This window comes from Thermus sp. LT1-2-5 (assembly GCF_040363165.1).
Taxonomy (GTDB): domain Bacteria; phylum Deinococcota; class Deinococci; order Deinococcales; family Thermaceae; genus Thermus.
The window spans coordinates 1-11774 of sequence record NZ_BSRG01000008.1 but is presented as its reverse complement, the minus strand read 5'-3'; the positions used below and the strand labels follow the sequence as shown (position 1 = coordinate 11774).

General features: G+C 68.4%; 13 protein-coding genes. 9 read left to right on the top strand and 4 right to left on the bottom strand.

The annotated features are described in order from the left end of the window. Positions 1–2: 2 nt before the first annotated feature. Positions 3–1058 (bottom strand): mechanosensitive ion channel family protein, encoded by a 1056-nt coding sequence (locus tag ABXG85_RS08480; protein WP_353513288.1) that lies wholly within the window; start codon positions 1056–1058, stop codon positions 3–5. Between the two features lie 35 nt (positions 1059–1093). On the opposite strand from ABXG85_RS08480, the gene hemQ reads away from it, so the two are divergent. Continuing rightward, a complete protein-coding gene (gene hemQ / locus ABXG85_RS08475; RefSeq protein ID WP_353513287.1) occupies positions 1094–1846 on the top strand; it encodes a hydrogen peroxide-dependent heme synthase in 753 nt (250 codons plus the stop codon). Then, on the top strand, positions 1847–2332 hold the full coding sequence (locus ABXG85_RS08470) for a chlorite dismutase family protein (protein ID WP_353513286.1): 486 nt from the start codon (positions 1847–1849) through the stop codon (positions 2330–2332). Here ABXG85_RS08470 and ABXG85_RS08465 read toward each other — a convergent pair. From ABXG85_RS08465 to ABXG85_RS08455, 3 genes are read right to left on the bottom strand one after another with little or no spacing between them, the layout of a single operon-like run. Beyond that, complete coding sequence (locus ABXG85_RS08465) at positions 2327–2941, bottom strand: PepSY-associated TM helix domain-containing protein (RefSeq protein WP_353513285.1); 615 nt, start codon at positions 2939–2941, stop codon at positions 2327–2329. The genes ABXG85_RS08470 and ABXG85_RS08465 overlap by 6 nt on opposite strands. After that, positions 2919–3458, bottom strand: coding sequence for a DUF2271 domain-containing protein (locus tag ABXG85_RS08460; protein ID WP_353513284.1), 540 nt, complete (start codon positions 3456–3458; stop codon positions 2919–2921). The genes ABXG85_RS08465 and ABXG85_RS08460 overlap by 23 nt, the downstream gene beginning before the upstream one ends. Positions 3459–3468: 10 nt before the next feature. Beyond that, complete coding sequence (locus ABXG85_RS08455) at positions 3469–4224, bottom strand: FAD:protein FMN transferase (RefSeq protein WP_353513283.1); 756 nt, start codon at positions 4222–4224, stop codon at positions 3469–3471. Between the two features lie 83 nt (positions 4225–4307). On the opposite strand from ABXG85_RS08455, the gene ABXG85_RS08450 reads away from it, so the two are divergent. Genes ABXG85_RS08450 through ABXG85_RS08420 form a run of 7 tightly spaced genes read left to right on the top strand, consistent with a single transcriptional unit; the run spans position 4308 to position 11689 of the window. Beyond that, positions 4308–4967, top strand: a complete 660-nt coding sequence (locus ABXG85_RS08450; protein WP_353513282.1) for a response regulator transcription factor — start codon at positions 4308–4310, stop codon at positions 4965–4967. Continuing rightward, positions 4957–6159, top strand: a complete 1203-nt coding sequence (locus ABXG85_RS08445; RefSeq protein ID WP_353513281.1) for a sensor histidine kinase — start codon at positions 4957–4959, stop codon at positions 6157–6159. Before ABXG85_RS08450 ends, ABXG85_RS08445 begins: the two co-directional genes overlap by 11 nt. Before the next feature lie 23 nt (positions 6160–6182). Then, entirely contained in the window at positions 6183–7445 is a 1263-nt protein-coding gene (locus tag ABXG85_RS08440; RefSeq protein ID WP_353513280.1) for a TolC family protein, read from the top strand. Next, entirely contained in the window at positions 7442–8476 is a 1035-nt protein-coding gene (locus ABXG85_RS08435) for a TolC family protein (RefSeq protein ID WP_353513279.1), read from the top strand. The genes ABXG85_RS08440 and ABXG85_RS08435 overlap by 4 nt, the downstream gene beginning before the upstream one ends. Then, a complete protein-coding gene (locus ABXG85_RS08430; protein ID WP_353513278.1) occupies positions 8473–9765 on the top strand; it encodes an efflux RND transporter periplasmic adaptor subunit in 1293 nt (430 codons plus the stop codon). Before ABXG85_RS08435 ends, ABXG85_RS08430 begins: the two co-directional genes overlap by 4 nt. 2 nt (positions 9766–9767) lie before the next feature. Beyond that, complete coding sequence (locus ABXG85_RS08425) at positions 9768–10451, top strand: ABC transporter ATP-binding protein (protein WP_353513277.1); 684 nt, start codon at positions 9768–9770, stop codon at positions 10449–10451. After that, positions 10448–11689 (top strand): ABC transporter permease, encoded by a 1242-nt coding sequence (locus ABXG85_RS08420; RefSeq protein WP_353513276.1) that lies wholly within the window; start codon positions 10448–10450, stop codon positions 11687–11689. Before ABXG85_RS08425 ends, ABXG85_RS08420 begins: the two co-directional genes overlap by 4 nt. Positions 11690–11774: the final 85 nt, after the last annotated feature.

The window sequence follows — 11774 nt, the reverse complement described above, 5'->3', positions numbered from 1 at the left end:
GCCTACACCCTTTCCAGCCGCAAGGGCTCTCCGAAGTAAAGCTTTTGGTGGGGGAAGGGGATCTCTATGCCCTCCTGGTCCAGACGCTTTTTGATCCGGCGGCGGAACTCCCGGGCCACCGCCCACTGCTGGGCGGGTTTGGTGTTGAAGAGGACCCGGATCACCACGGAGGAGTCCCCCAGGGCCTGCACCCCTAAGACCTCGGGGGGCTCGGTAAAGCGGTCCCGCCACTCGAGGTCTTGGTGGAAGCGCTCCACCTCATCCCGGAAGACCTCCAGGACCCGGTCGATGTCCTCCTTGTAGGCCACGCCCACGTCCACCACCGCCCGGCTCCACTCCTGGGTGAGGACGGTGACCTGGCGCACCTCGGAGTTGGGGAAGAAGTGGACCCGGCCCTCGAGGTCCCTTAGCACCGTGACCCTCAGGGTGAAGCGCTCCACCTGCCCCCCCACGTTCCCGATCTGGACGATATCCCCCACCCCGTACTGGTCCTCCAGGAGGATGAAAAAGCCGTTGATGAAGTCGCGAATGAGGTTTTGCGCCGCGAAGCTCACGGCGAGCCCCGCCACCCCGGCCCCCGCCAGGAGGGCCGTCACGTTAAGGCCCAAGTTGGAGAGGAAGAGGAGCCCGCCAACGACCAGGATCACCACCCTCAGGGCGGATTCCGCCACGGCCCGGAGGGTCTTGCGCCGCACCGCCTCCCGGGTGAGCTCCCCCGTTTCCGGCACGGGGAGTCGGCCCAGGAGGAGGGGGGTGAGGCGGTAGCCCAGGTAGGTGAGGGCTAAGGCGCCCAGGGCCGCTATCCCCTGGGCTCCAGCCCAACGCACCAAGCCTTCTCCCCAGGTGCGGAAGGGCTCGTGGGGAAGGCCCAGGGTGTGGACCAGGTAGGAAGCCCCCGCTAGGGTCAAGAACCCCCACCAGAGGAAGCCCAAGAGGCGGAAAAAGGCGTCGTCCCGGCTTCCGGGCACCGCCTGGGCTAAGGCGGCGAAAAGCCGTCCTCCCAAGCGGCCCAGGACGCCTATCACCAAAAGGACCAGGGCGATCTGCACCAAACCCATGTAAGGGACTATACCCCAAGGGTATAGTGAGAAGCATGGAAAGGCACGTACCCGAGCCCACCTTTACCCTCGAGGGCTGGCACGTCCTCCACGATTTCCGCCACCTGGACTATGGGGCCTGGCTGGGCGCGCCTGAGGAGGAGCGGCGCGCCGCCTGGGAGGAGCTACGGGTCATCCTGGCCGAATGGCGGGAGGCGGAGGCCAGGGGGGAGGGCTCCTTCGGCGTTTACCAGGTGGTGACCCAGAAGGCGGACCTCCTCTTCCTGCACCTGCGGGAAAGCCTGGACGCCCTTTTGGCCGTGGAGGCGCGCCTCAACAAAAGCCGCTTCGCCCGCTTCCTTCGCCCCGCCTACGGATTTTACTCCGTGGTGGAGCTCGGAAGCCAGACCGGTCCCCTGGACCCCGAGGCCCCTTACGTCAAGCCCCGCCTCACCCCCCGGGTGCCCAAGGGGGGCTACGTCTGCTTCTACCCCATGAACAAGCGCCGCCAGGGGCAGGACAACTGGTACCTGCTCCCCGCCCAGGAAAGGGCCCTTCTCATGAAGGCCCACGGGGAAACGGGAAGGAAGTACCAGGGGAAGGTGATGCAGGTCATCAGCGGGGCCCAGGGCCTGGACGACTGGGAGTGGGGCGTGGACCTCTTCAGCGAGGACCCCATCCAGTTCAAGAAGATCGTCTACGAGATGCGCTTTGACGAGGTGTCCGCCCGCTACGGCGAGTTTGGGCCCTTCTACGTGGGGAAGTACCTTTCCGAGGAGGACCTGGCCCGCTTCTTGGGGGTGGGCTAGATGGTCCACAGCTTCGCCCTCTTCCGTCTCCTCCCCGAGTTCCGCCGCCTGGAGGCGGAGCAGCAGGAGCACCTGAAGGAGGACTTCGCCCACCTCCTCGCCCGCTGGCAGGGGCGGGAGGGGTTTTTGGCCGTGTACAGCCTGGTGGGGTTGGCCGCGGAGGCGGACCTCCTCCTCTGGCAGGGGGCGGAAAGCCCCAAGGCCCTCCAGGCCTTCCGGCGCGAGGCCAACCGCACCCGCCTTCTCGGCTTTTTGGAGCCCGTGGCCCTCTACCTGGACCAAGGGGAGGGGGCTCCGGGGGAAGGGGCCTTGGCCCTTTTCCCCTATGGCCTCGAGGGCCCCGTCCCCGAGGGGCTCAAGGCCTTCCGCGGGGAGAACCTCCTGGCCCTGGAGGGTCCCCTGGAGGCCCTCTTCCCCCTCATCCTGAAGGAAGGGGGCTACCTGGGCGCCCGGCGCGCGCCCAGGGAGGCCCTGGACGAGCTATAAAGCGGCCCAAAGGGCCAGGCCCCCAAAGAGGAGGAGGCCCAAAAGGAGGGTGAAGAGGGCCGCCTTGCGCGTTTTGCGGAAAAGGAGGCTCAGGAGAAGCCCCGTGAGGCTCACCGCCGCCAGGAAGAGGGCGGAGAGGTCCAGGACCCACCGCCACCCCGAAGGGGTGTCCCGGCCCTTGTGCAGGTCGTTCAGGGCCGCCACCAGGCCCGCTTCCGTGAGGCTTAGGGTGTAGGCTCCCGTCGTGAGGTCCACCTGGGCGTCGGCCCCGTAGCCGGGGGCGCGGAAGGAAAGCCAGGCTTGGCTGCCGCTTTGCCCCCGGTCCGCCACCCGCCCCCTGAGGCCCAAGGCCCTCAGGTCCTCCGCCAGGGCGAGCCAGTCCACGCTTTCCCCCTCCAGGTAAGGGGCGTGGGGGAGGGTGCCGGAAAGCTTCCGCACCCTTCCTTCCCCGAACCACTCGGGGTGGTTCAGGGTGAGGCCGGTAGCGGCGAAAAAGAGAATGGAGAGGAAGGCCAAGAGGGAAAGGTAAAGGTGCAGGGTCCGGGCCCAGGCGTAAAGCTTGGCCCGCCAGGAGCTCGTCCCGCTCCTAGGCCTTCCGACCGTAGTCAAGGCGCACCTCCTGTAGCTCCCCCTTCAGGGTGTAGGTCTTTTGGAAGGGCTTCTCGCCGAGTTCCACCTTCTGGCGGAAAAGCTCGTAGGGCCCATGTTCCCGAGCGTACTCCACGCAGACGTGGTAGCTTCCCTGGGCCACAGGGCGGCCTCCTTCGTCCTTGCCGTCCCAGGCTAGGGTGTAGCGGCCCGGGGGCCGGGTGGGGCCGGAAAGGGCCCGCATGCGGGCCAGGTCCCCCAGGGCGAAGTAGCGCCTGAGCTCGTTCCACCACCGCTCCCCCTTCCCCGGCATGAGGAAGAGGCCCAGGGTGCGCACCAGGTTGCCCCGCTCGTCCTCCACGTACACCGCCACGTAGGGGGCGCGGTAGCGGAAGCCGCCCCCCTCGTAGGCGAAGCTCACGCGAAGCTCCATCCCCTCGGGCCAGGGCTTGCCCTGGGCCCGGACCAGGCCCAGGGCCAAAACCCCGCCTAAAACCCGCCTGAAAAAGCTCCTCCGGCTGTAATAGCGCTTGAGCATCCTTTCCTCCCTATGGGCCGGGCACGGGGCCTTCCGGGGTGAAGAGCACCCCCTGGGCCCGAAAGCGGGCGAGGACCGGAAAGGCCTCGTGTCCCAGGACGAAAAGGGCCTTGGCGAGGCCGTCCGCCAGGCAGGCGGAAGGGGCCAGGACCGTGGCCTGGAGCCCGGAAGCGGGCGTGAGGGTTCTCGGGTCCAGGAGGTGGGCGCCCTTGTGGCGCACGCCGCTGGTGGCCACCCCGCCTTGGGCCAGGAGGAGGCGGAAGGCGGGGGGGGCGTTATCGGGGCCCAAGGGGTCTTCCACCAGGACCTCCGCCTCCCCCGGACCTTGCCGGGCCAGGTCCCCGCCCAGGTTCACCAAGGCGGCGCGGGCCCCCGCCCTTAGGGCGGCCTCCACCGCCTTGTCGGCGATGTAGCCCTTGGCCAGGCCGTCCAGGTCCAGGGGGGCGAGGACCTCCACCTCCTCCCCCAGGAAGCGGAGGGCCTCGCCCCCGTGGCGGGGGGCGGGGTGGAAGGCTCCGCCCGTGGCCTCTTGGAGGGATAGGGCCAAGCGGAGCATCTCCTTAAGCTCCGGGCCCGGCCTTCCCCCGCCTTGGCGCACCAGGCGGGTGAGCTCGCTTTCCCGGTGGCGGCTGAACACGCCTTCCAGGCGGCGCACCTCCTCGAGGGCGGCCCTGAGGGCCTTTGGCCCCCGGCCCCAGGGGGCTTCCACCTCTACCTCCAGGAAGCTTTCCAGAACGCCTTCCCATCTGGCCCCGTGCCGGCCCACGCCCCAAAGGGTAGGGGAGGGCGGTTAGGCGGGCGTTAAGGGGCCATAACCCCCGGCTAACCCGCCTGGCGCATACTGAGGGCGTGCAGGTGCTCCTCTTGGAGGACGAGCCCCGCCTGGGCCGGGCGGTGGCGGGGGCCTTGGCCGCCCAGGGGTACGGGGTGCGCTGGGTGGAGGGCCTCGAGGCGGCCCGGGAGGCCTTCTTGGAGCTGGAGCCCGACCTCCTGGTCCTGGACGTCCGCCTCCCCGAGGACCCCGACGGGGGCTTCCGCTTCGCCCAGGAGGCGCGGGAGGCGGGTTACAAGGGGCCCATCCTCTTCCTCACGGCCCGGGACGCCCTGGAAGACCGCGTCTTGGGCCTGGACCTGGGCGGGGACGACTACCTGGTGAAGCCCTTTCACCTGGAGGAGCTTTTGGCCCGGGTGCGGGCCCTCCTGCGCCGGGCCTCGGAGGTGAAGGAAAGCCGGGTGCGCCTGGGGGCTTTAGAGGTGGACCTGGCGGCGCGGGCGGTCTACGTGGGGGGCAGGCGGGTGGACCTCTCCCTCAAGGAGTTTGCCCTCTTGGAGCTTTTCCTCCTCCACCCGGAGCGGGTCTTCGCCCCGGAGGAGGTGGCGGAGAAGGTCTTCGGGGACGGGGAGAAGGTGGGGGCGGTGAAGGTGTACGTGCACTACCTGCAGCAGAAGCTCTATCCCCAGGTGGTGCGCACCGTGCCCGGGGGGTATCGGCTTGGGGATGAGCCTTAGGACCCGGCTGGCCCTTTTCCTCGCCCTGGCCATCGGGCTTGCCCTCCTCTTCCAGGGGGCCTTGAGCTACGTGGCCTTTCGGCGCCTGGTAGAGGGGGACCTGGACCGCTCCCTCCTCTTTTACGTGGAGGCCCTGGCCGAGGGCCGAAGGCCCCCCAGGGGCGAGTTCGCCTTCCGCTTGGTGCAGGGGGAGGTGAGGCAACAAAGCGCCAACTTCCCAGAGCTGGCCGACCTTCCCCCGGGGGCCTACTGGCGGGAGGGGTGGCGGGTCTTGGTCCTGGAGGTGCCGGGGGGCACCTTAAGCGTGGCCCGGTACGACCCCGGGGCCGCCTTCGCCCTAAGCCGCTTCCGCCTGGCCCTGTTTGGGGTGGGGGGCCTGCTTACCCTCCTCTTCGCCCTCCTCGCTGGGCGCCTGGCGGGAGCCGCCCTTAGGCCCCTTTCCCGCCTCACGGAGGTGGCGCGAAGGGTGGCGGACTCCACGGACCTCTCCCTGCGCGTGCCCCCGGAGGGTGGGGGGGAGCTTAGGGCTTTGGCCGAGGCTTTCAACCACATGCTGGAGCGCCTCGAGGCCTTTTGGGAGAGGGAGCGGCGCTTCACCCGCGACGCCGCCCACGAGCTGAGGACCCCGGTGGCGGCGGCCTTGGCCCAGGTGGAGGCGGCGGAGAAGGGGTATCTTTCCCGGGAAGAGGCCCTTTCTGCCGCCAAGGAGGAGCTTCTCCGCATGAAGCGCCTGGTGGAGGCCCTTTTGCTCCTGGCCCGGGAGGGGCGGGTGGAGCGGGCGGACCTGGACCTGGCCGAGCTGGCCCGAAGGGAGGCGGAGGCCTTCGGCGTGCCCTACCAAGGTCCGGAAAGCCTTCCCTTCCGGGGCGATGCCCTCCTCCTGGCCCAGGCCCTGAGGAACCTCCTGCAAAACGCCTTCCTGCACGGGGAGGGGAAGGGGGTGCGCCTGGCCTTGGCCGTGGCGGGCCAGGAGGCCCTCTTGTCCGTCGTGGACCAGGGCCCGGGGATGCCGGAGGAGGCCCTGCGGGAGGCGGGCCGCCCCTTCTTTAGGGCCTCGAGGGCCCCCGGGGAAGGCCTTGGCCTATCCGTGGCCAAGAAGGTGGCGGAGGCCCACGGGGGGAGGCTGGAGCTCCTGCCCAACGTCCCCTCTGGCCTCGTGGCCCGCTTGGCCCTCCCCCTAACCCAAGGCTAACCGGAAGGGGCTAGCTTTAGGCCATGAAGCCCAGGGTATGGATGGTGTTTATCCTCCTGTCTGCCCTAGCCCAAGGGGTGGACCTGAGGGCTCGGGTGCGGGAAAGCCCGGGTTACCAGGCCCTTCTCCTGCAAAGGGCTCAGGCCGAGGCCAGCTGGGAGGCCGCGCAGAAGGGGCTTGCCCCCACCCTCTTTCCCCAGGGGAGCTATAGCCGAAGCCCCTTGGGGCAGGAGAGCCTGGCCCTGGGTCTGGGGGGGAGTCTAGCGCTGCCTTGGGGGCAGGGTCAGGAGGCGCTCAGGAATGCGGAAATCGCTTATAGGCAGGCGCTTGCGGACCTCCTTTCCCAGGAAAACGCCCTTTTCCAGACCGCCCTAACCCAGTACCTGGACGCCTACCTGGCGGCCCTTGACCGGGAGCTAGCGCAAAAGCGCCTGGCGTGGCGGGAGGCCCAGCTTCAAGCGGTGCGGGACCAGCGGGAGAAGGGCCAGGCCACTTTTCAGGACCTCTTGGAGGCGGAGGGAAACCTGGCGGAAGCCCAGGCGGAGGCCCTGAGGGCGGAGCTTGCCTTCAGCCTGGCCCAGGCTCGGCTAAGGGGCACCTTGGGCCAGGAGGTGGAGCTGGTCCCGCTCCCCTTGCCCACGGAGGTGCCCGCCCTCGAGGCGGCTTTGGCCCGGAGAGATCGGCGGCCGGATGTGCTTAAGGCGCGGCTTGCGGTGGCGGAGGCGGAGGAGGCCTTGGCGCAGGCCCGGCGGGACCGGTTCTTCCCCGAGGTGACCTTAGGCCTCACCGCCCAGGAGGGGGCCGCTGCCTTTACCCTGGGGCTCAACCTGAAGGCGGGGACCCTCAGCTACGGGGGTCAGTACGCCTTCCTGGGCCAAGGAGCAGGAGGAGTGTCCTTCCAGGTTCAGGCGAGTCTACCCCTCCTTAGCCCGGGACAGGACGCCCAGCTTTCCCTCAAGGAGAAGGCCTTGGCCCAGGCTCAGCTTGCCCTAAAGAGCGCCGAGCGGGCCGCGGAGCTGGACCTTCGCGCCAAGCACCAGGCCCTTCAGCAGGCCCAGGCTCAGGTGGAGGTGGCGAGCAAGGCCCTAAGGGCTGCGGAGAACTCCTGGGAAGTGGCCAAAGGGCGCCTGCAAGCGGGCACGGGAACCATTCTGGAGGTTATGCAGGCGGAGGTGGGCCTCCTTCAAGCCCGCCGCACCCTCGAGGGGGCTAAGGCGGCCTTCCTCCAGGCCTATTACGCTCTGTTGGACGCCATGGGAGAAAGCCTTGTGGGAGGTGCGGAATGAAGCGGATCCTGGCGGGATTTTTCCTGGGAAGTTTAGCCTTGGCCCAGAGCCTAAGCTTTCAAGAGGCCTGGCAACGGGCCCTGGGGCAAAACCCTACCTACCAGAACGCCCTTTTGGCCTGGGAAAGCGCTCAGGTGGAGCTAAGGGCCCTGGAGGCCGATCCCAGCACGCTCATCCTCCCCCTCACCCAGGCCAGGCAAGCCTTGGCCTTGGCGGAGGTCCAGGTGGCGGCAAGCCGCCTTAGCCTCCTTCAGACCCTTCTTTCCGCCTATACTGCCCTCCTGGAGGCCCAGTCCAACGACGAGGTTCTAAAGGTCAACCGGGTTTTGGCTGAGCGGAACCTCCAGGTGGCCCAGGCCCGGCGCCAAACGGGCAACGCCACGGACCTGGACGTGGCCAAGGCGGAGGCGGCCCTAAGGAGCGCGGAGATCGCCCTCCAAAACGCCAAGGCCCAGCGGCCCGCCCTCCTCAAGGCCCTGGAGGCGGCCTTAGGAGCTTCCTTGCCGGGGGAGCCGAGGCTTACCTCCTTGCCCGAGCCTAAGATCCTGGAGGTGGACCTGGGCGCCTTGCGGGAGGGGCTCGAGGCCCGGCTGGTGAGCCTGGTTCAGGCCCGGCAGGCCCTGGAGCTCGCCGAGCTCCAGGTGCGCCTCGCCGACAACGACTACACCCCTCGCCTCACCCTGGAGAAGGCCAAGGCTAGCCGGGACAACGCTCAGAAAGCCTTGGATAACGCCCGGGCGCAGGCTCTCTCCGCTCTGGAGTCGGCCTATGCCCAGACCCAGGCCGCTTGGAGTCAGGTTCTCACTGCCCGGGAAGCCCTCGCCAACCAAGAGCGGACCTTTGAGGTGGCCCGCCGCGCCTTCCAGGCGGGGACCATAAGCCGGTTGGAGCTGGAGCAGGAGGAGGCCAACTTGGCCCAGGCCCGCCATGACCTTTTGGTGGCCCAGAACGCCTACTGGCGGTCCTTGGCTGCCTTGAGCGTGGCGGCGGGTAGGGACCTGGTGGGCTTTGGGGAGGAGGTGGGGCGATGAGGCGCTGGCTCTTCCTTTTGGTGGCGGTGGTTTTGGGGGTTTTGGGGTACTTCCTCCTCCGCCCCAAAAAGGCGGTTCCGACGGTGGAGGCCCCTGAGGTTTACACCGTGGCCCGGGGAGAGATCCGGGTGACGGTCTCCGGCTCGGGAAGCCTGGCCCCTTGGCAGAGCCTCGAGGTCCGCCCCGAGGTGCAAGGCCTGCTCCGCTCCGTGGTGGAGGAGGGCACCCGGGTGGAAAAGGGCCAGGTTGTGGCCGAGCTAGACCCTACCCCCTTCCAACAGACCTTGGAGAGTGCGCGGTCCGATCTGGCCAAGGCCGAGGCGGCTTTGGCCAACGCCAAGGCCCAAGGGGAAAGCGCCCTCGCCTCCCTCCGGGCTTCCCTGAAGGGCGCGGAGGTAGCCTACGCCAACGCCCAAGCCAGCCTGGCCACCGCCCAGCGGAACCTCGAGGCCACCCGCCTCCTCTACCAGGCGGGGGGTGCGAGCCGCCAAGCCCTCTTGGAGGCGGAAACCGCCTATGAAAACGCCAAGCGCTCCCTGGAAAACGCCGAGGCGAGCCTGAAGGCGCAGCGGGAAGCCTTGGCCCTGCGGGAGGCCCAGCTACGGGCCGACCTCCGCTCCCAGGAGGCCGCCTTGGCCCAGGCCCGCCTCGCCCTGGCGGAAGCCGAGGCTAACCTGGAAAGGACCCGGGTGCGGGCCCCCTTTAGCGGGGTGGTCCTTTCCGTGGCGGCAAGTCCCGGGGCCCAGGTGGGGCCCACCGCCACCCTCCTCACCCTAGGGGACCTTTCCCGCTACCGCCTTGTCCTGGAGGTGGACGAGACGGAGATCGCCCAGGTGAAGGTAGGCCTTCCCGTGGAGGTGAGCCTCGAGGGGCTCCCCGGGGAAACCTTCCGGGGCCGGGTGGAGGCCGTCAGCCCCCAAGGGGAGGTGGTGAACAACATTCCCGTGTTCAAGGTCACCGTGAGCCTTCCCTTTGACCCCCGCCTTCGCCCCGGGATGAGCGCCGATGGGGAGATCCTGGTGCAGGAGCTCAAGGATGCGCTTGTAATTCCCAAGCGGGCGGTGGAGCGGGTGAGGGGCCGGGCCTACGTCACCCTCCTTCGGGAGGATGGCTCCACGGAAAGGGTAAACGTCACCTTGGGCCTGGAGGACAGCACCCGGGTGGCGGTCCTGGAGGGCTTGAAGGAGGGCGACCAGGTGGTTTTACCTAGGAGAGGCCCAGGTAGCTCTGGTACGCAGCGGCAAGGGGGTCCCTCAGGCCCACTGCCCCTGATGGGCCCCGGGAGGTGAGGATGCTCCTAGAGCTCAAGGGGGTGAAGAAGGTCTACCGCATGGGGGAGGTGGCCTTCCCCGCCCTTAAGGGGGTGGACCTAGGGGTGGGGGAGGGAGAGATGCTCGCCATCATGGGGCCTTCAGGCAGCGGCAAGAGCACCCTTCTCCACATCCTGGGCCTTCTGGACCGGCCCACGGAGGGGGAGTACCGCCTTTTGGGGAGGCCCACCCAAGACCTCTCGGAAACCGAGCGGGCTTACCTGAGGAACCGCTTTGTCGGCTTTGTCTTCCAGGCTTTCTTCCTCCTGCCCCGCCTCACCGCCTTGGAAAACGTGGAGGTGCCCATGGCCTACGCCGGCATCCCCCCGAGGGAAAGGCGGCGCAGGGCTCTAGAGCTCTTGGAGCGGGTGGGCCTCTTGGACAAGGCCCATAGCCTCCCCAACCAGCTTTCCGGGGGCCAAAGGCAGCGGGTGGCCATCGCCCGGGCCTTGGCCTTGAGGCCACCCCTTCTTCTTGCCGACGAGCCCACGGGGGCTTTGGACACCAAGACGGGGGAGGAGATCCTCGCCCTTTTCCAGGAGCTCAACCGGGAAGGCACCACGGTCATCCTGGTCACCCACGAGCCCACGGTGGCGGAGAAGACCCAAAGGGTTGTCCGGGTGCGGGATGGGGAGATTGTGGCCGACGAAAGGAGGGCAGGATGAGCGAGACACAGTCCCGCAAGGCGCTTCGGGGCTGGGTGGGGCTTTCCCCCTGGGAGGTGGCCCGCGTGGCCTTCAGGGCCATGGCCGCCAATCCCTTGCGCTCCGCCCTCACCGCCCTCGGGGTGGTCATCGGCGTGGCGGCGGTGGTGGCCCTCACCATGGTGGGCCAGGGTACCACCCGGCGCATCTCCACCCTATTGGAGGGCCTCGGCACCAATCTCCTCACCGTGGGCCCCGCCCAAGGGGGGCGGGGGCCGGGCGGGGGGTTGGTGCGCTTTGGGGGCCCCGCCACCTTGCCTCTTTCCGACGCTTACGCCATACAGGAGGCTTTTGCCGGGGAGGTGGTAGGGGTGGCCCCCGTGGCCCAGGCCAACTTCCAGCTCAAGTTCGGGGCCAATAACCTCAGGGCTACGGTGGTGGGCACCTGGCCGGATTTCGCCCAGGTGCGGAACGCTTCTCCCGAGCGGGGAAGCTTCTTCACCTGGGAGGACGTGGAGGCGCGGCGCCGGGTGGCGGTGATCGGCTACGGCATCGCCCAGGACCTATTTGGGGGAGAAGACCCCTTAGGCCAGCGCCTGCGCATCCAGGGCATACCCTTCACCGTGGTGGGGGTGTTGCCGGACAAGGGGGATCAGGGGTTCGTGAGCACCAACTACCAGGTGTATGTGCCCCTTTCCACCTATTTGCAACGCCTTGCCCGCCCGGAGGCGGGAGGCCCCAAGGTGAACGCCATCTACCTTCAGGGGGCCGAGCGCGACCGCCTGAGGGACCTCCAAACCCGCCTCACCCAGTTCCTGGCGGAGCGCCATGGGCTTTGGGATCCGGAGAGCTACGATTTCTCCGTGACCAACCAGCAGGACGCCCTGGAGAGCGTGAACCAGACCACCTTGGCCATGACCCTCTTCTTGGGAGGTGTGGCGGGGATCAGCCTCCTGGTGGGGGGGATCGGCATCATGAACATCATGCTCGTTTCCGTCACGGAGCGCACCCGGGAGATCGGGGTGCGCAAGGCCTTGGGAGCGCGGCCCCAGGACATCCTGGCCCAATTCCTCGCCGAGTCCGTGGTCCTCAGCGTGGGCGGGGGGGTTTTGGGCGTGGCGTTAGGCCTTCTCATGGCCCGCTTCGTGGGGCAAGCCATCGGGGTGAGCCCGGTGTTCGCCCCCTGGAGCGTGGGCCTTGCCTTTGTCTTCGCCGTGGCGGTAGCCCACATTCCGCACCCCCTTCACTCCAGCAGGTAATATCGCCCGGCCCCCAGGAGGCGCGCCGCGGTCTCGTGATGGGGAGCCAGGTTGAGGACGAACCACCTGCCCCCCAGCTCCACCA

Excerpts from the sequence above, each read along its gene's own strand:
- ABXG85_RS08480 (WP_353513288.1), bottom strand. The coding sequence starts at position 1,058 with ATGGGTTTGGTGCAGATCGCCCTGGTCCTTTTGGTGATAGGCGTCCTG.
- hemQ (WP_353513287.1), top strand. The coding sequence starts at position 1,094 with ATGGAAAGGCACGTACCCGAGCCCACCTTTACCCTCGAGGGCTGGCAC.
- ABXG85_RS08470 (WP_353513286.1), top strand. The coding sequence starts at position 1,847 with ATGGTCCACAGCTTCGCCCTCTTCCGTCTCCTCCCCGAGTTCCGCCGC.
- ABXG85_RS08460 (WP_353513284.1), bottom strand. The coding sequence starts at position 3,458 with ATGCTCAAGCGCTATTACAGCCGGAGGAGCTTTTTCAGGCGGGTTTTA.
- ABXG85_RS08445 (WP_353513281.1), top strand. The coding sequence starts at position 4,957 with ATGAGCCTTAGGACCCGGCTGGCCCTTTTCCTCGCCCTGGCCATCGGG.
- ABXG85_RS08440 (WP_353513280.1), top strand. The coding sequence starts at position 6,183 with ATGAAGCCCAGGGTATGGATGGTGTTTATCCTCCTGTCTGCCCTAGCC.
- ABXG85_RS08435 (WP_353513279.1), top strand. The coding sequence starts at position 7,442 with ATGAAGCGGATCCTGGCGGGATTTTTCCTGGGAAGTTTAGCCTTGGCC.
- ABXG85_RS08430 (WP_353513278.1), top strand. The coding sequence starts at position 8,473 with ATGAGGCGCTGGCTCTTCCTTTTGGTGGCGGTGGTTTTGGGGGTTTTG.
- ABXG85_RS08425 (WP_353513277.1), top strand. The coding sequence starts at position 9,768 with ATGCTCCTAGAGCTCAAGGGGGTGAAGAAGGTCTACCGCATGGGGGAG.
- ABXG85_RS08420 (WP_353513276.1), top strand. The coding sequence starts at position 10,448 with ATGAGCGAGACACAGTCCCGCAAGGCGCTTCGGGGCTGGGTGGGGCTT.